Source organism: Comamonas sp. MYb396 (genome assembly GCF_037479555.1).
Taxonomy (GTDB): Bacteria; Pseudomonadota; Gammaproteobacteria; order Burkholderiales; family Burkholderiaceae_C; genus Comamonas.
Map to the genome: position 1 here is coordinate 378,690 of NZ_JBBGYU010000002.1, position 24,541 is coordinate 403,230.

The 24,541-nt window shown below is 66.0% G+C and carries 13 protein-coding genes; 6 read left to right on the forward strand and 7 right to left on the reverse strand.

Annotated features, from left to right (window positions below; all coding sequences use genetic code 11):
• Nucleotides 1-430 precede the first annotated feature (430 nt).
• The 6 genes from WH265_RS05870 to WH265_RS05895 form a co-directional block, all read right to left on the reverse strand.
• Nucleotides 431-10,987 carry a beta strand repeat-containing protein gene (locus WH265_RS05870; protein WP_339557657.1) on the reverse strand — a complete coding sequence of 3,519 codons (10,557 nt, stop codon included), beginning with the start codon at nucleotides 10,985-10,987 and terminating at the stop codon, nucleotides 431-433.
• 520 nt (nucleotides 10,988-11,507) lie between these two features.
• Nucleotides 11,508-12,599, reverse strand: a complete 1,092-nt coding sequence (locus tag WH265_RS05875) for a TerB family tellurite resistance protein (protein ID WP_339518828.1) — start codon at nucleotides 12,597-12,599, stop codon at nucleotides 11,508-11,510.
• A 121-nt stretch (nucleotides 12,600-12,720) separates the two neighbouring features.
• The gene (locus WH265_RS05880) at nucleotides 12,721-13,305 is read right to left on the reverse strand and encodes a flavodoxin (RefSeq protein ID WP_339557658.1); all 585 of its coding nucleotides are present in this window, start codon (nucleotides 13,303-13,305) and stop codon (nucleotides 12,721-12,723) included.
• Entirely contained in the window at nucleotides 13,305-14,312 is a 1,008-nt protein-coding gene (locus WH265_RS05885) for an alpha/beta hydrolase (protein ID WP_339557659.1), read from the reverse strand. Before WH265_RS05885 ends, WH265_RS05880 begins: the two co-directional genes overlap by 1 nt.
• Before the next feature lie 123 nt (nucleotides 14,313-14,435).
• Nucleotides 14,436-15,497, reverse strand: coding sequence for an alpha/beta hydrolase (locus WH265_RS05890; protein ID WP_339557660.1), 1,062 nt, complete (start codon nucleotides 15,495-15,497; stop codon nucleotides 14,436-14,438).
• On the reverse strand, nucleotides 15,494-16,684 hold the full coding sequence (locus tag WH265_RS05895; RefSeq protein ID WP_339557661.1) for a (R)-mandelonitrile lyase: 1,191 nt from the start codon (nucleotides 16,682-16,684) through the stop codon (nucleotides 15,494-15,496). The genes WH265_RS05890 and WH265_RS05895 overlap by 4 nt, the downstream gene beginning before the upstream one ends.
• Before the next feature lie 150 nt (nucleotides 16,685-16,834).
• On the opposite strand from WH265_RS05895, the gene WH265_RS05900 reads away from it, so the two are divergent.
• The gene (locus WH265_RS05900) at nucleotides 16,835-17,824 is read left to right on the forward strand and encodes a LysR family transcriptional regulator (RefSeq protein WP_339557662.1); all 990 of its coding nucleotides are present in this window, start codon (nucleotides 16,835-16,837) and stop codon (nucleotides 17,822-17,824) included.
• On the opposite strand, the gene WH265_RS05905 is transcribed toward WH265_RS05900, so the two are convergent.
• Nucleotides 17,821-18,618, reverse strand: coding sequence for an IclR family transcriptional regulator (locus tag WH265_RS05905; protein ID WP_339557663.1), 798 nt, complete (start codon nucleotides 18,616-18,618; stop codon nucleotides 17,821-17,823). The two genes, WH265_RS05900 and WH265_RS05905, sit on opposite strands and share 4 nt — an antisense overlap.
• A 136-nt stretch (nucleotides 18,619-18,754) precedes the next feature.
• Between WH265_RS05905 and WH265_RS05910 the strand changes: the two genes are divergently transcribed.
• Genes WH265_RS05910 through WH265_RS05930 form a run of 5 tightly spaced genes read left to right on the forward strand, consistent with a single transcriptional unit; the run spans nucleotide 18,755 to nucleotide 24,536 of the window.
• On the forward strand, nucleotides 18,755-19,837 hold the full coding sequence (locus WH265_RS05910; RefSeq protein ID WP_339557664.1) for a cyclase family protein: 1,083 nt from the start codon (nucleotides 18,755-18,757) through the stop codon (nucleotides 19,835-19,837).
• A gap of 9 nt (nucleotides 19,838-19,846) precedes the next feature.
• Nucleotides 19,847-21,544 (forward strand): AMP-binding protein, encoded by a 1,698-nt coding sequence (locus WH265_RS05915; RefSeq protein WP_339557665.1) that lies wholly within the window; start codon nucleotides 19,847-19,849, stop codon nucleotides 21,542-21,544.
• Entirely contained in the window at nucleotides 21,541-22,716 is a 1,176-nt protein-coding gene (locus WH265_RS05920; protein ID WP_339557666.1) for an acyl-CoA dehydrogenase family protein, read from the forward strand. The genes WH265_RS05915 and WH265_RS05920 overlap by 4 nt, the downstream gene beginning before the upstream one ends.
• Entirely contained in the window at nucleotides 22,713-23,450 is a 738-nt protein-coding gene (locus WH265_RS05925; protein ID WP_339518845.1) for an SDR family oxidoreductase, read from the forward strand. Before WH265_RS05920 ends, WH265_RS05925 begins: the two co-directional genes overlap by 4 nt.
• A gap of 60 nt (nucleotides 23,451-23,510) precedes the next feature.
• Nucleotides 23,511-24,536 (forward strand): Bug family tripartite tricarboxylate transporter substrate binding protein, encoded by a 1,026-nt coding sequence (locus WH265_RS05930; RefSeq protein WP_339557667.1) that lies wholly within the window; start codon nucleotides 23,511-23,513, stop codon nucleotides 24,534-24,536.
• Nucleotides 24,537-24,541: the final 5 nt, after the last annotated feature.

Sequence of the window (24,541 nt, forward strand, 5' to 3'; positions counted from 1 at the left end):
ACAGTGGGCCTGAGAACCTGTTCAAAGTCTCCTCGCGCCGCGACAGTGTCTTTGCGAGATGGGATGCGAGGGGGGCGCCCAGCCGCGCAATACCGCAGCAATAGCCCAGCTATTGCGAGGATTTGCAACGACGCAGACCGCTCGCAAAGCCACAGTCCCTACGGGTTGGAGTGAAATCGGGCGATTTCTGCGCGCTGGCCCTTGCTTGCACCCCGGTGCAAGCTGCGTTCCATCCCTTCGAACTCATCCCGATTGCACTCCAACGCGGCTGCGTAGAGACTTTGAACAGGTTCTTAGCTGCCGGCATAGATGTCATGCCGATCAGGCAGCATCCCCGCGTCCGGTGATGCGGGGTCAGAGGCCGCTGCTGGGTCCGGCCGGGTGAGGCCCAGCCGGTTCAGGACCGGCCGGCCCAGCGGTGCCCCCCTCCTCAGTCGCCTGCCTGCACCCTCTCGCCGTTTGGATCGGTCACCCGCACCACGGTGATGGCCGGTGCATCCTCGGCGTCTCCCACAATGCCGGTGCTGGCGCCGTAGAAGCCGGCCACAAAGCGGAAGGCTGGGGAGCCCGAGGGGCCGGTGCAGTGGAAGTTGAACTGGCGCAGCACTTGGGCAACACAGACATAGCCCGATTCGGTATCGATCACCGAGTTGGCGTCGCGCGTCTGGAAGCGGAAGCTGCGGCTGGGCATCGCATCCGTTTGCGACAGCAGCACCCAGGATCCGCGCAGCGACTGGGCCGAGCCCTTGTTCACGCCGTAGTAGAAGCGCTCGATCTGCACCGGATCTTCACCCGGGAAGGCCAGCGTCCCCACCGATGGCGCGCTGAAGTGGATCGCCCTGGTCGGACCGGCATCGGCCTTGAAGCGGGCAATCGCAGCCGGGCCACCAAAGTAGCGCCCGCCCTGGTACTGGACCGTGGACAGATCGGGCGTATGGGGCTCTGGCGTGGTGGATGCGTCATGCGCGCCCAACACACTGTGGAACGTGGCTTTGCCGTCGCTTTCATAGTCGTAGACCGACATGAACAACATATGGTCCTCGTTGTTGATGGGCTTTTGCAGCTCGATCGACAGACCTCGGCCAGGCAGGCCGCGCAGCTCGCTGCTGACCACCCAGGTACCCGACTCAGGGGCATAGCCTGGCGCGTAGTAGCTGGTGCGCACACTCTGGTTGTCCTGCCAGCTGTAGGCTGCGCGTCCCACGCGGAAGCCCACCAGGCGCCGAGCCTCACCACCGCCCTCTTGCAGGGTGCCGCTCAGCTGGTCGACATCACGCTGCAGGCGCAGTGCTACCGAGAGGCCAGCATTTGCACCCCCATCACGCTGGCCGGAACAGTTGAACACCACACCGGTACCTCCGTAACTGCATTGCGCCACCATCTGGCCCGACAAGGTACCGCCAAAGCCGTGGACCGTCGTCGCCACGCCAGGGGGATAAGGCCAGCTCATCGCGGTCGCCGCCCAGTCCTCGCTCATGGCCACCTGCTCGCTCGTGCCGATATCGGCCCACCAGCTGCGCACCGGCTGGTTGCTGCTGTTGAGCTCGACCATGGCCCAGCGGTCGACAAAGGCCGGGTCAGAGAAGACGCCCGCTGGTGTGCCTTCGTAGTCAAAGCGCTGCATGGGCTTGGCTGGCTCGCCCGGGAACTGGATCGTGCCGGTGGTGCGGCTGCTGAAAGTGATCACCACATTGCCGGGGCTGCCTGCCTCATGGCCATCGCGCTGCTCGCTGCCAAAGAAGCGCCCGCCTTCGTAGTAATACAGCGGCGCCGTCACGGTGTTGTCCCGCAAGCTACCCAGTGCCGTGAAGAAGGTGGGTTCACCCGATTGGCGGTAGCCGAAGAGTTGCATGAACAGCACGCCATCCTGGATATCGATGCCCATGCCGCGACCTGGCTCCCCATTGAGCTCGTCGCTGACAATCCAGGTGCCGCTCTGCGCCGCAATCCGGCCGGCAGGCGGCTCGGGCGGTTCGCCACCCGAGTCGGAGCTCTTGGTGACTTGGCGCGTGCTGCTGCCGGTATTGCCGGCCTCATCGGTCTGCGACGCCGTCACCGTCACCTGGCCATTGGGCAGGGACCCTACCCGCATGCCAGGCGCTGTCCAGCTACCGCTGGCACAGGCCGCCGTCGCCGGGATGGATCCTACGCTCACCGTCACGATACCGTCACCGGTGCTGCAGGTACCTGCAGGGCTGTAGGCGTCCTGGTTTGCATTGTCGATGTTCGCTGCCGTGGTGATCGAGACCGCAGGCGCCGTCGTGTCCTTGACGGTATTGCGCGTGCCGGAGATGACCGTGCCAGCGACTGTCTGCGATGCCGTCACCACCACCGTGCCCTCGGGCAGGCTGCGCACATCGACAGTGCCCAAGGTCCAGTTGCCGCCGGTGCAGGCCACCGTGTTGCTGATGCTGCCGATGGCCACCGTCACCGCGCCAGCTGCTGCGCTGCAGTTGCCGGAGACGCCACCATAGCTGGCCTGGTTGGCGCTGCTGATACGCGGCGCCGCAGTGACCGTCACAGAGGCGGTCGTGCCCTGCTTGCTGGTGACCAGGCTGCCCGAGCCGGTCAGGCTGCCCACCGTCTGTGCAGCCGTCACCGTGACCGCACCATCGGGCAAGCTGCTGACATCCAGGCCCGATGCGGACCAGGCGCCAGCGTTGCACGATGCCGATGCCGGTATGGATCCGACCAGAATGGCCACGTTGGTGCCAGCCGCCGAGCAACTGCCCGAGACGGCATAAGCCGACTGGTTGGCCAAGGTGATCGCCGGTGCAGAGGTCACGGTCACCACGGGGACGCTGCCTGCCGAGTCCTTGCTGGTCACAAAACCACCGGTTCCGGTCTGGCCACCTGCCGTTTGCGACACCGTCACCGTGATGGGTCCATTGGGCAAGCCACTGACGTCCACAGGTCCGGTGGTCCAGGTGCCGTCATTGCAGGATGCGGTAACCGACAGCGAGCCGATCAGCACCACCACATTGCTGCCATTGACCGAGCAGCTGCCCAAGACGGTATAGGCCGTCTGGTTGGCTGCCGTGATCGCCGGGGCCGACGTAATGGCCACCGATGGTTTGGTGCCAGCCGAATCCTTGCTGGTCACAAAGCCGCCGCTGCCCGTCTGACCGCCCGCCGTCTGCGAAGCGGTCACTGTGATCGGTCCATCAGGCAAGCCACTGACATCGATGGGCGCGCTCGCCCAGATGCCACCATTGCACACTGCCGATGCCGCGATGGCGCCGACCAGCACGCTGACGTTGGCACCCTCTGCCGAGCAGGTGCCCGAGACGGTATAGGCCGTCTGGTTGGCTGCCGTGATCGCCGGGGCCGACGTGATAGCCACCGCAGGTGCGGCGCCGGCCGCGTCCTTGCTGGTCACAAAGCCGCCGGTGCCCGTCTTACCACCCGCAGTCTGCGACACCGTCACGGAAACCGGTCCATCAGGCAAGCCACTGACATCGATGGGCGCGCTCGCCCAGATGCCACCATTGCACACTGCCGATGCAGCGATGGCGCCGACCAGCACGCTGACGTTGGCACCCTCTGCCGAGCAGGTGCCCGAGACGGTATAGCCCGTCTGGTTGGCTGCAGTGATCGATGGAGCCGACGTGATCGCGACAACAGGGGCAGCTCCTGCCGAATCCTTGGTGGTCACCAGGCTACCCGATCCCGTTTGCCCCCCCGCAGTCTGCGACGCCATGACGGTGACTGCACCATCGGCCAGGCCACTGACATCCACACCCGCGCTAGCCCAGATGCCTGCGTTGCACGGTGCCGATGCAGCAATGGAGCCGATCAGCACGGTCACGGTGGCGCCATCGGCCGAGCAGGTGCCCGAGACGGTGTAAGCCCCCTGGTTCAATGCGGTGATCGCAGGTGCCGAGCTAATGGCCACCACAGGTACCACGCCCGCAGCGTCCTTGCTGGTCGTGAAACCGCCGCTGCCCGTCTGGCCACCCACCGTCAGCGACGCCCACACGGAGACCGGCCCGTTGGCCAAGCCACTGACATCGATCGCCGAGCTGGCCCAGATGCCGCTGTTGCAAACCGCCGATGCAGCGAGGCCGCCGATCAGCACATCCACATTGGCGCCATTGGCCGAGCAGGTGCCCGAGACGGTATAGGCCGACTGGTTGGCTGCCGTGATCGCAGGAGCCGAGGTAATAGCCACGGCGGGCGCAACCCCAGCGGCATCCTTGCTGGTCACAAAGTTGCCCAGCCCCGTCTGGCCACCCACCGTTTGCGTGGCCGTCACCTCAACCGATCCATCCGCCAGACCGCTGACGTCCATGCCCTCGGTCGCCCAGATGCCGCCATTGCACAGCGCAGTGGCAGACACCGAGCCGACCTCCACATCCACATTGCTGCCGCCCACCGAGCAGGTACCCGAGACGGAGTACGCCAACGCATTGGCTGCCGTGATGGCGGGTGCCGACGTAATGGTCACCACCGGTATGGCTCCACCCGTGGCCTTGTTGACGTCCACACTGTCCGACCCGGACTGTCCGCCAACCGTTTGCGCCGCCGTCACGGTCACCGTTCCATCGGGCACCGTGCTGACATTCAACGCGGCGGTCGTCCAGCTGTTGCTGGTGCAGGGCACCGATGCAGACACCGAGCCGACCTCGACATCCACGTTGGTGCCGTTGACCGAGCAGATGCCCGCCACGGTATAGGCCGCTTGGTTGCTTGCCGTGATGTCGGGTGCCGAGGTGATGGTCACCACGGGTTGGACTGCGCCGGTGGTCTTGTTGGTCACCAGGCTGCCCGATCCCTGCAGGGCGCCAACCGTCTGCGCAGCGGTCACGGTCACCAGGCCATCGGGCAAGCTGCTGACATCCACGCCGGGGATGGCCCAGTTGTTGCCAGCGCATGGCGCCGATGCAGCCACCGCACCGACTTGAACCGCCACGTTGCTACCGTTGGCCGAGCAGCTGCCCGAGACCACATACGAAGCCTGGTTGGCTGCGGTGATGCCGGGTGCCGAGGTCACGGTCACCACGGGAGCGACGCCTGCCGTGTCCTTGAGGGTCAGCAGGCTGCCCGCCCCGATCACGTTGCCGACGGTCTGCGCCGCTGTCACGGTGACGGATCCATCAGCCAGCGCAGTGACATTCAGGCCGGTAGCGGCCCAGTTGCCGCCCGCGCAGGAGGCCGTCGCAGCGACCGAGCCCACCTGAACCGCCACGGGGCTGCCATTGGCCGAGCAGGTACCGGAGACGGCATACGAGGCCTGGTTCGCCGCCGTGATCGTGGGAGCCAAGGTCACGCTCACCACGGGGGCCGTGCCTGCAGTGTCCTTGCCAATCACCAGGCTGCCGGACCCTGTCAGGCCGCCAACCAGCTGCGAGGCCGTCACGGTGACCGATCCATCGGCCAGGGCACTGACATCGATGGCTGGCGTAGCCCAGATGCCAAGGTTGCACTGCGCCGAAGTGGACAGCGAGCCAACCTGGACGGTCACCGCTTCCGCATAGGCCGAGCAGCTGCCCGAGACGGAGTACGCCGACACATTCAATGCCGTGATCGCAGGGGCGGACGTGATGGCCACCACAGGAGCGAGGCCTGCCGAGTCCTTGGATGTCACCAAGCTGCCGGATCCCGATTGTCCATTGGCAGTTTGCGAGGCCATCACCGTGACCGCTCCATCGGGCAAGGCCGTGACATCCACGGCCGCCGAGGACCAGATGCCCGCGTTGCACAGTGCCGATGCCGATACCGAGCCCACCAGGACTGCCACGTTGCTGCCGTCCACCGAGCAGGTGCCCGAGACGGTATAGGCTGCTTGGTTCGCCGCCGAGATCGCCGGTGCCGAAGTCACGCTCACCACGGGTGTCACCCCAGCCGCGTCCTTGTTGGTCACCAGGCTGCCCGAGCCGGTTTGGCCGTTCAGCGTCTGCGAGGCCTTCACCGTGACCGGGCCATTGGGCAAGGCAGTGACATCCACGGCCGCGCTCGACCAGATGCCCGCATTGCACTGCGCCGATGCAGGCACCGTACCGATTTCAACCGCTACCGCTTCACCATGGGCCGAGCAGGTGCCCGAGACGGTGTAAGCCGATTGGTTGGCTGCCGTGATCGCGGGTGCCGAGGTCACGCTCACGGCAGGTGCTGCGCCAGCCGTGTCCTTGCTGATCACCAGGCTGACCCCTCCCGTTTGACCACCAGCATCTTGCGAGGCCTGCACCGTGATCTGTCCATCGTCCAGGCCGCTGACATCAATGGGCGCGGTGGCCCAGATGCCATCGCTGCACGGTGCCGTTGCGGGTAGCGTGCCGACAAGCACGCTCACAGCTTGGCCGTTGGCCGAGCAAGTGCCCGAGACGGTATAGGCGGCCTCATTCGAAGCGGTAATTGCAGGGGCTGAGGTGATGACCACCACAGGAACCACCACTGCCGTGGTCTTGGTGGTCTCCACGCTGTCGGAGCCAGACAGGCCGCCTACGATTTGCTCAGCCGTCACGACGACCACGCCATCTAGCAAGGCGCTGACATCCAGGCCCGACGCAGACCAGCTTCCGCCGTCACACAGGGGAGTGGCAGAGACATTGCCGACCTGGACCGCCACATTCGTACCGTTGGCCGAGCAACTGCCAAAGACGCTATAGGACGCCTGGTTGGCCAGCGTGATGGGGGGTGCCGAGCCAATGGTCACCACCGGCGCCGCGCCGGCCGCGTTTTTGCCGATGACCAGGCTGGCCGCCCCCGTTCCGCCGCCCACGGTTTGCGAGGCGGTCAGGGTCACCAAGCCGTCCGGCAAGGCACTGACATCCTGCGCTGCAGTGGTCCAACTGCCGCTGTTGCAGGCTGCAGACGCGGAGATGGTGCCAATCTGGACTGCGACGCCCGCCCCGTTGACCGAGCAGGTGCCCGAGACCGTATAGGCCGACTGGTTGGCCGCCGTGATCTCAGGCGCCGAGGTGATGCTCACCACAGGTGCGCTGCCCCCCGACTCCTTGGTGACGACCAGGCTGGCCGAGCCCGTTTGGCCACCGACCGATTGCGAGGCCATGACCGTCACTGCCCCAGCGGGCAAGCCACTGACATCCATCGCGGCGCTGGTCCAGGCGCCGTTGTTGCAGGGCGCCGTTGCCGCGACCTGGCCCACCAGAACGGAGACATCCATGCCGTTGACCGAGCAGGTGCCCGATACGACATAGGCCGACTGGTTGGCCGCCGTAATCGCCGCTGCCGAGGTGATGGCCACCGAAGGTGCAACGCCTGCCGTGTCCTTGGCGGTCACCAAACTGCCCGATCCCGTCAGGCCACCGGCCGTTTGCGAGGCCGTCACCGTGACCGACCCATCAGGCAAGCCACTGACATCCAACGCTGCACTGGTCCAGATGCCGCCACTGCAGGGGGCCGAAGCCGCCACCGAGCCGACCAGTACCGCCACATTGCTGCCGTCCACCGTGCAGATGCCCGAGACGGTATAGGCCGATGCATTGGCTGCCGTGATGGCCGGTGCCGAGCTGATGGCCACCACCGGCGCAATGCCGGCCGTGTCCTTGGCGGTCACCACGCTGCCCGATCCGGTTTGGCCGTTCAGCGTCTGCGAGGCCGTCACCAGCACCATCTCATCGGGCAAGCCGCTGACATCCATCGCTGCGGTCGACCAGATGCCACCGCTGCACACAGGCTGCGGCACCGCTGCAACGTCACCGACATGCACCGTCAACACCACGCCGTTTTCCGAGCAGGTGCCCGAGACGGTATAGGCCGACTGGTTGGCCGCCGTGATCGCAGGCGCCGAGGTGATGGTGACCGCCGGGGCAAGTCCCTGCGAGTCCTTGGTGATCACCAAGCTCCCCGAGCCAGTCAGGCCGCCCACCGTCTGCGCGGCAACGACCGAAACAGCACCATTGGCCAGGCCACTGACATTAAGGCCCGCGGTGGACCAGATGCCGCCACTGCAGGGCGCCGAGGCAGTGACGGTGCCGACCTGAACATCCACCCCCGCGCCATTGGCCGAGCAGGTGCCCGAGACGGTATAGGACGACTCGTTCGCTGCCGTGATCGCAGGCGCCGAGGTGATGCTCACCACCGGAGCCAGGCCGGCCGAACTCTTGCTCGTCACCAGGCTGCCCGATCCGGTTTGGCCCCCGACGGTTTGCGTGGCCGTGACCGTGACCGCGCCATCGGGCAAGCCACTGACATCCAGGCCAGCAGTGGCCCAGACACCGCCGTCGCACATGGCCGATTCAGCGATGGAGCCGACCAAAACGGCCACGTTGCTGCCGTTGGCCGAGCAGGTGCCCGACACGACATAGGACGCCTGGTTGCCACCGGTGATGGCGGGTGCCGAGGTGACGGCCACGGAAGGAGCGACCCCGGCCGTGTCCTTGGCGATCACCAGCGTGCCCGATCCGGTTTGGCCATTGGCGGTTTGCGAAGCGGTCACCGTGACCGCGCCATCCGGCAAGGCCGCGACATTCAGCGCCGAGGTGGTCCAGAGGCCGGCATCGCAGGCCGCTGATGCAGAGACGGAGCCGACCAGGACGCTGACGTTGGTACCGTTGACCGAGCAGCTGCCCGAGACGGTATAGGCTGCCTCGTTCAGCGCCGTGATGGCAGGTGCAGCGCTGATGGTCACCACGGGTGCGACACCCGCCGTGTCCTTGGCTGTTACCAGCGTGCCCGACCCGGTTTGCGTGCCTACCGTTTGCGAGGCCGAGACCAGCACCGGCCCATCCGCCAAGCCGCTGACATCGAGGCCCGAGCTGGACCAGATGTTGCCCGTACAGGGCGCCGCGGCCGCCACGGAGCCGACCAGCACAGCGACGTTCGTGCCATTGGCCGAGCAGGTGCCCGAGACCGTATAGGCGCCCTCATTGAGCGCCGTGATGGCAGGTGCCGAGCTAATGGTCACCACGGGGGCATCGACCACCGTGTTCTTGCTGGTCTGCAGGCTGCCCGATCCCGTCTGGCCGCCCACCGTCTGCGACGCCGTCACCGTGACCGTGCCATCGAGCAGGCCACTGACATCCACCGCTGCGGTGGACCAGAGGCCGCCATTACAAGGCGCTGCAGCAGCGACGGAGCCGATCAGCACGGCCACGTTGCTGCCGCTGGCCGAACAGGCACCAGAGACCGTGTAGGAGCCCTGGTTCAGCGCCGTGATCGCGGGGGCCGAGGTCACCGCTACCACGGGTACGGCGCCCGTCACGTCCTTGCTGGTCACCAGGGTCGCGGATCCGGTCTGCGCGCCCACCGTTTGCGAAGCCATGACCGTGACGGCCCCATTGGGCAAGCCACTGACATCCAGGCCGGCCGTGGACCAGCTGCCATTCGTACACAGCGCAGAGGCAGCGACCGAGCCCACCAGCACGGCCACGTTGTTGCCATTAACCGAACAGCTGCCCGAAACGCTATAGGCAGCCTGGTTGGCCAGCGTGATGGCGGGAGCCAGGCTGATGGTCACGACCGGGATAGCCCCGGCCGAGTCCTTCGTGGTCCCCAGACTGCCCGTTCCTGTTTGACCATTGGCGGTTTGCGTGGCCGTGACCGTGAGGGCGCCATCGAGCAAGCCACTGACATCCAGGCCTGCGGCAGCCCAGATATTGCCGGTACAAGGTACCGAGGCAGTGACGGTGTCGATCAACACAGTCACATTGCTGCCATTGACCGAGCAAGTGCCCGAGACAGTGTAGGAGGTCTGGTTTGTCGCCGTGATCGCAGGTGCCGAGGTCACCACCACCACGGGCACACCCCCGGTCGAGTCCTTGCTGGTCAGCAGGCTGCCCGTGCCGGTCAGACCACTGACCGTTTGAGAAGCCGCAACGGTGACTGGCCCATTGGCCAGGCTGGCGACATTCAGGCCCGTAGAGGACCAGAGGCCGCCACTGCACTGCGCAGTAGACGTAACTCCTCCGACGCCGCCGATGGTGATGGCAACACCCGCGCCATTCGCCGAGCAGGTGCCCGAGACGCCATAGGACGCCTGGTTGGCCAGGGTGATATGGGGCGCAGACACCACCGTCACAACCGGCGGTTGCAATACCGGGGCCGTGTTCTTGGTCGTGGCCTGGCTCGCCGCGCTGGTGGGCCCTGCGGGGCTCTGTGATGCCGTGAGCGTCACGGGGCCGTCGGCCAGCGCTGTGGTGTTCACCGAACCGGAATAGCTGCCCGTGGCGGAGCAAGGCAGCGACTGGGTCACGCCGGCGGGCGTGGAGCTGATGGCCACATTGCCGCTGCCGGCGCTGCAGCTTCCGCTGACGGGGATAGCGGCCTGGTTGCTGGTGGTAATCAAGGGCAAGGAACCCAAGGTGACCGTGGGCGCGCAGTCGGCCATCGTGGCCGTGGAGTTGCCTACGATCACCGATGCGCCGAGCAAGCGAATACCGAGCGCAGACGCCACGAGCTCCACACGCAGCCCATTGACGCTCAGGGTCTTGCCGTCTGGGCTCAGAGTTTGCTCATTGGTGTGGAGAACGACCCCGACCATGGTCCCAAGAGTGGGCACACCAATCGTCAGATCGACCCGGGTGTTTGCCGCCACACTGACGCCGGCGAGCGATCCCGAGGCACCCAGAATTTGCGCACTGCCCTCTGGCCTCAGCGTCCCATTGACGCAGGACATCTTGGCTTGCGAGCTGATCGTATCTGCCCCCAGCGCCAGCCCGGCGAGCTTGAGGGCCAAGCCGCTGACGGAGGACGAGGACACGACACTGTTTTGCGCCAGCTTGCTTTGCGTGGCGGCGTTGAGAACACCCGTACGCACGGTCAGCAAATTGCCGACGCCTGCAGCGACAGACGCATTGACGACCGAGGTGGGGGTATTGAAATCCGGTGGTGCCGTTTTCTGCCCGGTATCGGCAATCGGGACGCCGAGCCCCACCCCCACCACATCGGCGGTGACCTGCAGGCCATAGGCCCGGCCGGATCCGGCCGATGCCGCCGAAGCGTTAAAACTGCAGACGAGAGCCAGGCTCGCGAGCCCTCCAAACAGCAGACGGCGGAGTGTCCTCTGCGCACCAATCGGGTTCATAGCGTCTCCTTGTGCACCGTGCCAAGACGCCAGGATGGGGAGAGATCAACTCAGGCCATACCAACCGACGCGCGAGGAAAGGTGCCGCTGATTACTCATGCCAACACAACTATTCACAAGGGCAACCGTACTGCGAACCTTTGGTAAATCTAAAATTAATTTATTGAAATAACATATAACCGCGACTAGTTCCGGTCTATAAGCAAAGCCAGCTCCGCGCGCCTGTCCCACTGCCTGAGAAAGGCGTACCAATCTCCGCCCCAACTTCAGAATGCAAGCCAAATTCATCGGTTGTTATTGGCATTCCTTCAGAGGAGAAATTTGGGATAAGTGCTGGTTTCTGTAAGACATTTCATGGCGTAGCGCTCAGACAAAAAAACCCGCCGATGAAGGCGGGTTGGGCTTATCTCAGTCACAAAAACCAAATACAGCAATCAATATATTCCGACAATACTGACGGTATCGTCCTGCATAAACTCCAGGCTTTTGCCTACAGAGATGGTTACATTTAGATATATGTTTACTGGCCGCCGCGCACCATCGACAGGATCTTGGCGGTGTTCAGGCCGCTGGCCGTCTCCTGCATCTGCGCCTGGTAGCGCGACTGCAGCTGGCGGCCATCCTGCATCACATGCTGGTAGGCATTTTTCAGCATCTCGGTCGACAGCTGGCGCCCGCCGGCGTAGTACTGGTTGGCGACATGGCCCAGCGCATAGGTGGAGGCAAAGCTCATGCCGCTGCTGACCGCCTGCCGGCCCAGGCCCCCGAGCAGGCCCTTGCCGGCCTTGCCCAGCAAGCCGCCCAGCAGCTTGCGCCCGGCCTGCTCCAGGTACTGCGAGGTCAAGCCGACACCCAGCGCGCCCAGCAGGTCCTTGATATGGCCCTTGTCCAGCTCGTAGCCATAGTTCTGCCCGATCTGGTAGACCAGGCGCATCTGCAGCGGAATGATCGCCAGCGTCGAGAGGTTCTCGGGCAGCAGCTCGATCGCACCATTGAGAATCGAGGCCTTGAGGATCTTCTGGTCCATGGCCTCCACCGACAAGCTCGAGGGCCGGCGCTCGGCCTGCGCCGGCACCAACGGGTCCGCCGCTGCCGGATGGGGCGCCGGCTCGGTCAGCGTCAGCGGGGCATCGGGCAAGGCGGCATTCAACGGTGCATCGACAAGGTTGCCGGCCAGCGCCTGCGCGGGCGGCGTGGCCAGCGCAGGCGCTGCAGCCATCCCCGTCGAGGCAGCCACCGCAGCTACAGCGGGCGCTGCAGCTGCAGCGGGCGCGGTGGACGCCTGCCCTGCCGTGCCAAAAGCCTCGCGCAGCTGCGCCAAAAAGGCCGCTTCCTTGGGGCTGGTGCTGCCATCGGCTTCGCAGACGCACAGCGCCATCTCATAGGCCAGCTGGCGCGCCTCGGTGGTCTGCAGCTGGGCCAGCACATCGCCCAATTGCACGCGGCGCAGCAGCACATCCTGGTAGAGATGGGGCAGGTTGATCTGCTGGTCGGCCGCCAGGCCCTCGGCGACCTGGCGGATCTGCTCGCGCTCACGCTCGTGCTTCTCGCCATCGGCAAACGAGGCGAGCAGGCACAGGGTCAAGGTGGCACGAATTTCTTCAGTCGTCATGGATCAGGGCTCCGCTATAAAAAGTGCACAAAGGAGGCACTTGGAGCCCATGGCGCCGCCGGGGTTCCGCACAAATGCAATACCACCGGCCAGCTGCGCGGTTGTCCTACGCCGCAGGCACTCAGCGGCAGCTGCTTTTCTGCAGCCACTCCCCCACCTGGGTCATCGTGCGCCGCTCCTGGTCGGCTTCCATCGCAAAACCTGGCTGCAGGCGGCCCTGGGCCAGGTAGCCGGCCAGCACCTCCAGGCTGTTGCCCAGTCCATTGCCGCCATGGGTTTGGAACGGCACCAGGGATTTGCCTTGCCAGTCCTGTGCCGCCAAAAAGGCCCGCACCACGGGAGGTACGGTTTCACCCCAAATGGGAAAGCCCAGATACACCGTGTCAAAACCGCCGATATCGATAGGCCGCGCCAGAGGCCGGCTGCGGCCCGCATCACGCTCCTGCGTGGCCTGCTCCACCGTCTCCAGGTAGTCCTCGGGGTACGGCGTGGCCGGCGCTATCTCGGCGATCTGCGCTTTGAGGCTGCGCTGGACCAAGCCGGCAATGACACGGGTGTTACCGGTGCGTGAAAAATAGGCCACCAGCACCTGGCCCGTACTGCTGCCGCAGCCCTGGTTCGGCTGCGCAGAAGCGGCCCCCACAACCGGCAAGCTGGCCAAGGTGCCCAAGAGCGCCCGCCGCGTGGAGCGGTTGGCCGCTGCCATTACAGCGTCTGGCTGTAGAACGGCGCCAGCTTGCCCATGGCGGCATCGACATACTTGGGCACCCAGTAGGTCTCGATGTGGGTGGCGCCCTCGATCTTGAACAGCTCCTTGTGCTTGGCGCCAGTGGCTTTGGCAAACGCGTCCTCGGTCATGTACAGGCTGTCGGCGGCAGTCCCTGCCACCATCAGCAAGGGCTGCTCGAGCAGCGCGATCTGGTCGGTCGCATCCCAGCGCATCAGGTCCAACAGGCTGCTGCTGGTGTACCTGAACGTCGAGTTCGGATGCGCATGGCTGCGCCAGTAGTATTCATAGCCCTGGCGGTACATCTCGAACGGGAGCGCGGCAATCTGCGCATCGCTCATGTCGGCATCACCGGCATAGACAATCTTGCCGCCCGCCGCTTGCGCAGCCCGCGCATCGCTGGCCTGCTGCAGGCGCTGCTGCACGCTGGCCAGTTGCGAATCGGCAAAGCCATTGCGGCGCACCCGCCCGGAGTTGAACATGCTCAAGGTGGCGATCGACTTGAAACGCTTGTCCGACTTGGCCGCCGAGAGCGCATAGCCGCCTCCCCCGCAAATGCCCAACAGCCCCAGGCGCTGCGGGTCGACACCGGCAAAGCGCGTGATGAAGTCGGCCATGCCGTGGATATCTTCGACGCGGAACTGCGGCTTGTCGGTGCTGCGCGGCTGCCCGCCGCTGCCGCCCTGGTAGGCGGCGTCTGCAGCAATCGTGATAAAGCCCTGCTCGGCCAGGCGCTGGGCGTAGAGGCCGGCAACCTGCTCCTTGACCCCGCCGTTGGGGTGCGCCACCACCACGGCCGGGTAGCGCTGCTGGGGATCGTAGTTAGCAGGGGTGTAGACGTTGGCAACGATATCCAGGCCATTGAGCGGGTAGGTCACCGGATGGATATTGACCTTGCCCGGTTCGTTCTTGGCAATCGCACCCGCATAGACCAGGGTGAAGGGATTTTTAGGGGCATCGGCAGCGGCCGCTGTGGTGGTGGTCATCGTGAAAATTCCTAAGGTACTGAGGAACAGGCCAAGCGCGGAATGCGTCATCAGCGTGCGTCGGGTCAGGAGGGTCATGGGAGAAGGCCTTTCGGTAGGGGTGAAGAGGATGTTGCGCGCCGATCAGTCCAGCTGCTGCGCTGAGAGAAACTGCGCCACCAGCTCCGCGATCTCGCGGTTGTTGAGGTCGGACATCAGAAAGTGCGTGTTGCCATGCACCCCGATCTCGGGCAGATGCACCAGTTGCGCCTTGCCGCCATGCCGGTTGATGGCAGCGACCCAGCGCTGGGCCATCGCCAGCCGCACCCGCCAGTTGTCCTGCCCCCGTGCAGCCGTCGGTGTTGTCGGAAAGTTGTCGCCGTAGTAGATGACGATGGGAATGCGGGTCAGCTTCAAAAAATCGTCCAGCGGCACGATCTCGGGCGCCAGGGTGCCAGCTGCGCTGGGCATGGGCTCAGGGGCATCCTGCTGCGCAAAGATAAAACCGCTGCCCGGCTCGAAGGCCACGATGGCCTTCACATTCGGGTTGCGGATGGCGGTCAGCCAGCCGGGCCCGCCCCCTTGCGAATGCGTGAACAAGATGCCGGGTCCGACCTGGGAGAACAGCGCCGACATGGCATCGGCAATCACCGCTGCGTCATAGGGGCCGGTATTGGGCGTGATGGAGCGCAGGAACTGGTTCAAGGTTTCTGGCGCCGGGTCAAACTGCACGTTGTCAAATCGCCTGGGCCATTGCCCAATGCGAAACTGGTCAAAGAACAGCTGGTCATTCGGTGTGGGCTCCAGCATCGCGGCCACCGTGCTGTTGCCGGCCCGGCCACGGCGCGGTTGGTCGACCAGGTACACCGAGAAGCCGCGCCGCAAAAACAAGGTCTGGAAGCCCTCCCGCCCATCGGGTGTGCTCTCCCAGCTGCGTGCAGATTGGAAAGCCCCGTGCAGCATGACGATCGGCAGCGGCTTGGGCTGCACCGGCACCTGGTAGAAGGCATACAGATGGTCGCCATGAAAACTCTGTCCTGCCGCCGTGGGCTGGTTGTTGTCATAGCGCCCGGGGGTCTGCTGCACCACACCGCCCACCGCAAAGCTGCCTTGGGATTGGATCTGCAGAGGTGCAGAAGCCGGACCGGACTGCGTGGCGCAGCCGCTAACCAGCGCAGTCGCGCACAAAAGTTGGGGGATGTTCATGGCTGTCCTTTCGTTGCCAGCGCCTGGGCCAGAGCGGTCTGCGCCCGCTCGGCACTTGCGGCCATGCCGCTGGCCGCCAATACCTGGCTAAGCTCACGCAGCTGCGAGGCACGCAGCCCCACGCGCAGGCTGGCGCGCATGTGCGAGCGCAGCTGGGCTTCGGCACCCGGGGTGGCAGCCAAGGCGCCCACGGTGGCCAGCTCGCGGCTTTGCCAATCGAGGTTGTCGCGCTCAAAGATGTCGCCAAACAAATGCGCCTGCAAAAACTGGTTGATGACCGGTGCAAACGCCATCACCGGCCCTTGCACCGGGCCACCGGAGATTTCTGTCTGGTTTCTGCGGCCCACGGCAATCAGGTCCTCACCGGTCACCACTGCGCGGCTGGGCGCCGCGCCGGCTGCATCCTGAATACCTTGTTGCTGGCGGGCCTGCAGCACCTGCATCAACTGCGCGAGCGCATTCAGGCTTTTGGGAAAGCCGACATAGGCATACAGCTGCACCAGCACTTCCTGGCTCTCACTGATGCTCAGCCCCGCATCCAGGCCCTGGCGCAGCGCGGCATCGAGCTGCGCCATATCGCTGCTGGCGGCCAAAGCGGCGATCAAGGGGATCGCCCGTTGCCGGGCACTGAGGCTGTCTGCGCTGGGGTAGTGGCGTGTTGGCGGTTGCGTCGCAGCGGCCTGCTGCAGGCCCGCGCCTTGCCAGGCTGCCTGGTAGTCGTCGTCGCTGACCAGCTCCTGCCAGGTGACCGATGGGCCGTCCTGCTTCTCAGCGATGGCCACATGCACCATGGCCCCGCCCGGCCCCGCACCATGCCAGTGGCGCACATGGGCCGGAATGCTGACGACGTCGCCCACGCGCATCGCCAGCGCTGGCTGCCCCTGTGGCTGCACCAGACCAGCGCCCTGCGTCACGATCAGCGTCTGGCCCAGCGGATGGGTGTGCCAGGCCGTGCGCGCAGCGGCCTCAAAGGCGACGGTGCCACCACCAGCGCGGCCAGGCGTTGGCGCGCTGAACGGCGTGGTGATGCGCACGGCACCGCTAAAGCGGTCTGCCGCCCCAGTAGATGCCGGCTGGGTCGCCGCAGCACGAACCTCCACCACGGCCGCGCGCGGCTCGCCGCCCTGTGGCTGCGCTGCGGCGCTGGTGGCGGCGCCAGCCAATGCGATGCAAAGCAAGGATTTCATGGTGCATAACTCCGGTGATGGGGGGCAGCGCTGCGAATTCCAGCGCCCATGGGGGGCCACTGTAAGCAAGGGCGTTGATACTGAATAGTGGTGAATAGGTTGATTTATTAGCACCAAATTGATGACAATAGGACTGCAAGAAAGCACAGCATGGCCCTCAACGAACTGCGATCTGTCACCACCTTCATCAGGGCTGCCGAGCTGGGCAGCCTGCGCAAGGCCGCGCTGGACCTGGGCATCAGCCCCCAGGCGGCCAGCAAGGCGCTGGCGCAGCTCGAAGCGCATCTGGATGCGCGCCTGTTCCACCGCACCACCCGGGTCATGTCGCTGACCGACGCCGGCCAGCGCTTGCTCGAAGAGGTGCAGCCGTCGGTGCAAGGCATGCAGCGGGCGCTGGACAATGCCCGCCAGCGCAAGGACGACTTCCAAGGCCCCTTGCGCATCGCAGGGCCGCGCAGCACCTTCGGGCCCATCCTGTGGCGCCTGGTCGAGGAGTTCTGTGACCTGCACCCCGGCATCCAGCCCGATGTGCTGCTCGAAGACCGGGTCGGCAACTGGGTCGAAGACCGCGTGGATGTGGGCTTTCGGCTCGGTGCATCGGCGCACGAGGGGGTGATTGCGCGCAAATTGCTGGCGCTGCAGATGGTGATCTGCGCCGCGCCCGCCTACCTGCAGCAGCACGGCGCGCCGCAGTCGCTCAGCGCGCTCGAAGCCCACCGCTGCAGTGCCTACCGCCACCCCGCAACAGGCAAGGTGCTGCCCTGGCATGTGCTGATCGACGGGCAGATCGTGGACATCCCCGTCGTGCCCGCCCTCTGCAGCAATGACGAGGGCTTTGAGCTGGAGGCGGTGCTGCGCGGCAAGGTGCTGGGACAACTGGCAGGCGCGACCGCTGCGCCCTACCTGCGCGACGGGCGCCTGGTGCCGCTGCTGGTCGAGCACACGCCCGAGTACATCCATTACTTTGTGTACTTTGGCAGCCGAAGCTCGCAGCCCGCCCGGGCACGCGCCTTTATCGATCTGGCGGTCGAGCGCCTGGTGGACAACCCCGCATTCATACTCAGCGATGAGGAGCTGCGCCGCTTGGCGCCATCCGCGCCCCAGGCCGCAGCCCGGCGCAGATCCAGAACGCCGCGCTAGGCGCTGCCCGTACTGCGCCCGCCGCAGGCCACCTGCGCAATGCCGGCCTGCGCCAGCTCCTCGCGCAGCACCTGCAGCGCCTGGGCCTGGTGCCTGGCATCCATCTGCGCATCGTGGTTGGCCACGCTGATGGCGGCGATGTGCGCGCTATGGGCGGTCTGGAACTCGATCGCCAGGCCTACGCCAGTGGCACCCGAGGTCAGCAGGTTGACGCTCAGCGAATGGCCGCGCTTGCGCGTCTTGCGCACCATGTCCATCAGCCGCTCCTGGCTGATGCCGGCAGCCTCGTAGTCCAGCCGGCGGCGCTGGTAGATCTGCTCCAGCTCGGCATCGCGCAGGCTGGCGGCCAGTGCCAGGCTGGCGGTGCCCTGGCCCAGCAGGCGGATCTGGCCGGTCATCAGGCTGTGGGCATGCAGCACCGTGCTGCCCGGCTGCACATGCAGGCAGTGGGCAAAGTCGCCCACGCGGATGATCAGAAACACCGTGTCGCCGCTGCGCCGGGCCACGTTCACCATCACTGGGTGGCAGACCTCAAAGATGGGCGGCTTGGCCATCGCCGCCAGCCCCGTCAGCATGGCTTCAACACCCAAGCGGTAGCGGCCTGTGGCCGCATCCTTGGCCGCATAGCCAGATTGGGCCAGCACCATCAGCAAGCGCCTTGCGGTCGAGCGGTCCAGCCCGGACTGCGCGGTCAATTCCGCAATCGACAGGCCTTGTACATGGTGGCGCGTCAGCAGCCGCAGCACCTTGACGAGGCGCGCAGGGCTCTGCGCCCCGGGAAAACCTGAGTTCATATCGTGAACATCCGTGCTGCCAGCTTTTGCCATCCCGGCACATCCCGTCTCATAGTTGCTCGGTACCTCTTGAGGTGCGCACAAGCTACGGCAGATCGCCGCTGCGCGCTGTCTCCCCCGTTATCTGGAAAACCCTATGAACGCCTACCGCCCTGTACATGCCCCGCACCTTGCCCCTGTTGTCGGCAGCGCCGGCTCGCCGCGCTGGACCCAGCGTCCCGCGCAATCGAACTGGGGCGACTTTGGCCCAGACGACCAGCTCGGCCGCCTGAACTACCTGACGGCGGACAAGGTCAAGGAAGCGGCGCAGGAGATACAGACGGGCGAGCGCTTCTGCCTGAGCCTGCCGCTGGACAAGCCCGGCGGCAATGCGCTCAACCCGCGCCGCCACCCGCCGATCATCAAGCCCTCGCGCCGGCCGCTGGGCCCAGGCCTGAACTTTGCGTTGTCGCGCGAGAACCCGCTCTACACCGATGTGGTCAGCGACGACTATGCCGAGATCTACCTGCAGTACTCGACGCAGTGGGATGCGCTCTCACACGTGGGCAGCCATTTCGACATCAATGGCGATGGCGTCGACGAGCTGGTCTACTACAACGGCTTCCAGGCCGGTATCGACATTCTGGCGCCCGATGACCTGCCGGACATGGGTGGCCAGTCCCGCGCCAAGGCGCTGGGCGTGGAGCGCCTGGCCGAGCAGGCCATCCAGGGCCGGGGCGTGCTGGTCAACCTGCGCCGCCACTTTGGCGACGGCCACACCCTCGTCTCGGGCAAGATGCTCAAGGAGGTGCTCAAGGCCGATGGCATCGAGGTCACCCGTGGCGACATCGTGGCGCTCTACACCGGCTTTAGCGAACTGCTGCTTGCCTGCGATGGCCCGCCGAAGTCCGATATGCCCGAGACCGTCGGCGCGGTGCTCGATGGGCGCGATCCCGAGCTGCAGCAATGGATCATCGACAGCCACATCACCACCTTGGTGGCCGACAACTACGGCATCGAATCGGTACCCGGCCGGCCGGTCGACGGCAGCTGCGCCTTTCTTCCGCTGCATGAGCTGTGCCTGTTCAAGCTCGGCATGCCATTTGGCGAACTCTGGTACCTGCACCCGCTGGCGCAGTGGCTGCAGACCCATGGCCGCTACCGCTTCATGCTGACCGCGCCGGCGCTGCGCCTGCCCGGTGCCGTAGGCTCACCCGTGACCCCGGTCGCCACCGTCTAAAGGCCGCCTATGACATCCCAACCCATGGCCAGCGCGCCAGGCGGCGCGCGGGCCAACGATGTGCGCCGCCTGCTGGCACTGGGCGCGGGCGACGCGCCCGCGCTGCAGTTTGGCACCACCACCCACAGCTATGCGCAGCTGCGCAGCCAGGTGCAGCAGTGCGCCAACGGCCTGCGCCAGCAAGGCCTGGTGGCCGGCGATGTGCTGGGCCTGTGGCTGCCCAACACCCCCCACTGGCTGCTGCTGCACCTGGCATGCGCCGAGCTGGGCATCACCACCCTGAGCCTCAACCTGAAGCTCGGCGTCAAAGAGATCAGCAGCTTTATCGACCGCTCCGGCTGCAAGGCACTGGCCTTTGACCGCGCCGCCGCGAATGCGCTGGCCGTGATGAATGGCGCTGCCGCCAGCGCAGCCAGCCTGCTGCCCGGCAATAGCCTGGAGCAGATCCTGGCGCAGCAAGGCGGCAGCCTGCAGTGCCTGATCGATGCCAGCCTGGGCCCGGCCCACAGCAACCCGGGCCAAATGCAAGTCGCTGGCACGGCGCTGCCCATCCAGCCCTGGCAAACGCTGATGGCAGCACCCGCAACACCCCAGCACCCCAGCGCCTGCCAGGGCGATCAGACCTGCATCATCCTGTCCTCGTCGGGCACCACCAGCCAGCCCAAGCTCATCGTGCACCGCCAGTCCAGCGTGGCCCAGCATGCGCAGGATGTGGCGCCGGGCTTTGGCATCGACAGCGGCTGCCGCAGCCTGCTGGCCTTGCCGCTCTGCGGCGCCTTTGGCTACACAGCGGCGATGGCCACCCTGGCAGCTGGCGCCTGCCTGGTGCTGCATGAGGTGTTTGATACCGCGCGCGCCGCAGCCTGCCTGCAGCACGAGCCCATCAGCCATATGTTTGGCACCAACGACATGGTCGACAAGCTCATCGCCGACCTGCCCGCCGGCTGGCAGCCGCAGGCGCTGCGCTTTTTTGGCCATGCCAACTTTGTGCCCGGGCTCGATGCGCTGCCCGCCCGTGCCTTGCAGTACGGCATACCCATGGTCGGCTGCTTTGGCATGAGCGAGACCTTTGCGCTGTTTGCCCACCAGGACCCGGCAGCGCCCCTGCCCCGGCGCGCCCAGTCCGGCGGCTTTCCGGTCTGCCCGCAGGCGCGGGTGCGCGTGCGCAATCTGGAGACCGGTGCCCTCGCCGAGGCGCAAGAGCCCGGTGAGCTGGAGTTCTACAGCCCCACCCTGATGCAGCAGTACCTGCACGACGCAAAGGCCACGCAGCAGGCCTTTACCGAAGACGGCTTCCTGCGCTCCGGCGATCTGGGCTATCTCAATGGCGACGGCGGCTTCACGCATATCTCGCGCCTGGGCGATGTGCTGCGCATCGGCGGCTTCCTGGTCAACCCGGCCGAGATCGAGGAGTCGGTGATGGCACTGTGTGGCGCCAGCGCCTGCCAGGTGGTAGCGGTCAATGCCTCGGGCAGCTCGCGGCCGGTGGCCTTTGTGCTGGAGCCCAGCGATACCGCAGACCAGCACTGGGACGAAGAGGCGATCAAGGCCCAGCTGCAGCAGCAGATTGCGCGCTACAAGGTACCCATCCGCATCTTCCGGGTCGAGACCTTTCCCTACACCATGGGCCCCAATGGCAAGAAGGTCAAACGCAACGAGCTGCGCGACCTGGCGCAGCACCTGCTCGCCCAGGAGGCCAGCGTATGAAGCACAGCTGGACCCTGGCCGAGACGCCATTTTTTGACGCGCGGCATGACGAGGTCATCGCCCGGCTCAACCACTGGATCAGCGACAACCGCGCGCTTCTGGCTGATGAAACCCCGCAGGACCTGCAGGCCGAATGCGCCCACTGGCTGCACAGCCTGGCCCAGCATGGCCTGCTGGAATATGCCGCGCCGGCGATGGCCGATGGCAGGGCGCCAGCAGTGGACCTGCGCGCCATCTGCCTGGTGCGCGAATGCCTGGGCTACTACGCGCCGCTGGCCGATTTTGTCTTCAGCATGCAGGGCATTGGCAGTGCCGCGCTCTGGCAAAAGGGTGATGCGCAGCTGGTGGCCCCCTATGTGCAAGCCTGCAGCCAGGGCCGCAAAGTGGCAGCCTTTGCGCTGACCGAGCCCGATGGCGGCTCGGACGTGGCCGCCACCAAGACGCGGGCGGTGCTGCAAGGCGACCACTACCTGCTCGATGGCGCCAAGTCCTATATCTCCAACGGTGGCATTGCGGACTTCTACGTCGTCATCGCCCGCACCGAAGAGGCCAGGGGCGCGAGCGGCCTGTCGGCCCTGCTGGTCGATGCCGACACCCCGGGCCTGCGCATTCACCGCAGCATCGACATCATTGCGCCCCACCCACTCGCCGAGATCCATTTTGACGCGTGCAAGGTGCCGGCGGGCCGCCTGCTGGGCCAGCCGGGCGAAGGCTTCAAGGTGGCGATGGGCGTGCTCGATATCTTCCGCAGCTCGGTGGGGGCCGCTGCGCTGGGCATGGGCCAGCGTGCGCTCGATGAGACCCTGGTGCGGGTCAGCCAGCGCCAACTCTACGGCCAGGCGATGGCCGAGATGCAGACCGTGCAGCACAAGCTGGCCGATATGGCCACGCAGCTGGAGGCCGCGCGCCTGCTGGTGCACAAGGCCGCCTGGCTGCGCGATGTGCGCCAGCGCCGCATCAGCACCGAGGCGGCGATGGCCAAGATGCAGGGCACCGAAGCCGCCTTCCAGGTGGTCGATGCAGCGGTGCAGCTGTGGGGCGGCATGGGCATCACCTGCGGCAGCGTGGTCGAGCGCCTCTACCGCGAAGTGCGCCCGATGCGCATCTACGAAGGCGCCACCGAAGTGCAAAAGACCATCATCGGTCGACAACTATTGAAAGGCCTGGCATGACAGACAGCTCCCGCCAACCGCGCGTCCTGGTCACCGGCGCCAGCCGGGGCATTGGCCGCGCCACGATGCGTTACCTCGCCGACAAGGGCTACCAGACCATTGGCCTGGCCCGCAGCATCCCCGCTGATGCGCGGGCCGATGAGCAGTTCATCGCCTGTGACCTGATGGACCTCGACGGCACGCGGGCGCTGGTCAGCGACCTGGCCGCGCAGGCGCCGTTCTATGGCCTGGTCAACAACGCCGCGCTCGCCCACACCACCGACCTGGCCCATACCAGCGTGGCCGACATGAACGAGGCGATGGCGCTGAACGTGAACGCCTGCCTGGTCTGCATGCAGGCGCTGTTGCCCGGCATGCGCCAGGCGCGCGCTGGCCGCGTCGTCAATATCTCCTCGCGCGCCGCGCTGGGCAAGCCCAACCGCACCGCCTACAGCGCCACCAAGGCCGCCGTCATCGGCATGAGCCGCACCTGGGCGCTGGAGCTGGCCACGGACCAGATCACCGTCAATGTCATTGCCCCCGGCCCCGTGGCCACCGAGCTGTTCAAGACCGCCAGCCCGCCCGGCGCGCCGCAGACCGAGGCGCTGCTCGCCGCCGTGCCGCTGCAGCGGGTGTCCGAGCCGGTGGAGATCGCCCATGCGATCGACTTCTTGCTGCACCCGCTGGCTGGCTACATCACCGGCCAGACCTTGCACATCGACGGAGGGCTCACGATCAGCGCCACCCGGCTGTAGCGCCTCTCTCATCTCGCTTAGGACACGGCACACCACAAAAAACGGAACGGAGACAATGCCATGAACGACAAGCTTTCCCTGCAACAAGCGCCGGTCAATCCCGGCAGACGACGGTGGCTGGCACACAGCACCGCTTGGGGCGCAGCCAGCCTGCTGGCCGGCCACCAGGCCTGGGCGCAGAGCCCCTACCCGTCACGCCCAGTGCGGCTGGTGGTGCCCTTTGCCGCCGGCGGCGCCACCGATGTGCTCGGCCGCCTGTTGGCCAAGGCGCTGGAGCCCGGCCTGGGCCAGCCGGTGGTGGTCGACAACAAGGTGGGCGCAGCAGGCGCCATCGGCGCCACCCAGGTGGCCCATGCCGAACCCGATGGCTACAACGTGCTGATGGGCGGCGTGGGCACCAATATCGTGCTCGAGCACACCATGCCCGACCTGGGCTACCGGCCGCAGCGCGACTTTGCGGCGGTGGCCTCGATCTGCAATGTGGACTATGTGCTGGTGGTGGCGCAAGACAGCCCCTACCAGACCCTGGGCGAGCTGCTGGCCGATGCGAAGAAGACACCGGACAAGCTTCGCTATATGTCCACCGGGCCGCTGGGCCCGCTGCATGTGGCGATGGAGTACCTGGGCAAGCTGAGCGGCGCGCAAATGATCCATGCGCCCTACAAGGGCGAGGCCCCGGCCCTGCCGGACCTGCTGCTGCAGCGCGTGGACATGGGCATGATGACGGCGCTCTTCACCCGCCCGCAGGTGCAGTCGGGCAAGCTGCGCGTGCTGGCCACGTTGAGCGCGCAGCGCATGGCATCCTGGCCCGAGATCCCCACCGTCGCCGAGCTGGGCTACCCCGGCTATGCCGCGCCGATCTGGAACGGCTTTTTTGTGCCGCGCAAGACCGGCGCCGAGGTCATCGACCGCCTGGGCCGCACCACCGTGGCCCAGCTACAGGCACCTGCGCTGAAGAACCTGCTGGAAAAGCAAGGCGTCTCGGTCACCGCCCAGGGCCCGGAGGCCTATGAAAAATTCCTGCAGGCCGAGCGCCTGCGTTGGCAGCAGATGATCCGCGAATCCCAGGTACTGACCAAAAGCTGAACAGG

Excerpts from the sequence above, each read along its gene's own strand:
- WH265_RS05870 (WP_339557657.1), bottom strand. The coding sequence starts at position 10,987 with ATGAACCCGATTGGTGCGCAGAGGACACTCCGCCGTCTGCTGTTTGGA.
- WH265_RS05890 (WP_339557660.1), bottom strand. The coding sequence starts at position 15,497 with ATGAACATCCCCCAACTTTTGTGCGCGACTGCGCTGGTTAGCGGCTGC.
- WH265_RS05905 (WP_339557663.1), bottom strand. The coding sequence starts at position 18,618 with ATGAACTCAGGTTTTCCCGGGGCGCAGAGCCCTGCGCGCCTCGTCAAG.
- WH265_RS05910 (WP_339557664.1), top strand. The coding sequence starts at position 18,755 with ATGAACGCCTACCGCCCTGTACATGCCCCGCACCTTGCCCCTGTTGTC.
- WH265_RS05920 (WP_339557666.1), top strand. The coding sequence starts at position 21,541 with ATGAAGCACAGCTGGACCCTGGCCGAGACGCCATTTTTTGACGCGCGG.
- WH265_RS05915 (WP_339557665.1), top strand. The coding sequence starts at position 19,847 with ATGACATCCCAACCCATGGCCAGCGCGCCAGGCGGCGCGCGGGCCAAC.
- WH265_RS05885 (WP_339557659.1), bottom strand. The coding sequence starts at position 14,312 with ATGACCACCACCACAGCGGCCGCTGCCGATGCCCCTAAAAATCCCTTC.
- WH265_RS05875 (WP_339518828.1), bottom strand. The coding sequence starts at position 12,599 with ATGACGACTGAAGAAATTCGTGCCACCTTGACCCTGTGCCTGCTCGCC.
- WH265_RS05895 (WP_339557661.1), bottom strand. The coding sequence starts at position 16,684 with ATGAAATCCTTGCTTTGCATCGCATTGGCTGGCGCCGCCACCAGCGCC.
- WH265_RS05930 (WP_339557667.1), top strand. The coding sequence starts at position 23,511 with ATGAACGACAAGCTTTCCCTGCAACAAGCGCCGGTCAATCCCGGCAGA.
- WH265_RS05880 (WP_339557658.1), bottom strand. The coding sequence starts at position 13,305 with ATGGCAGCGGCCAACCGCTCCACGCGGCGGGCGCTCTTGGGCACCTTG.
- WH265_RS05925 (WP_339518845.1), top strand. The coding sequence starts at position 22,713 with ATGACAGACAGCTCCCGCCAACCGCGCGTCCTGGTCACCGGCGCCAGC.
- WH265_RS05900 (WP_339557662.1), top strand. The coding sequence starts at position 16,835 with ATGGCCCTCAACGAACTGCGATCTGTCACCACCTTCATCAGGGCTGCC.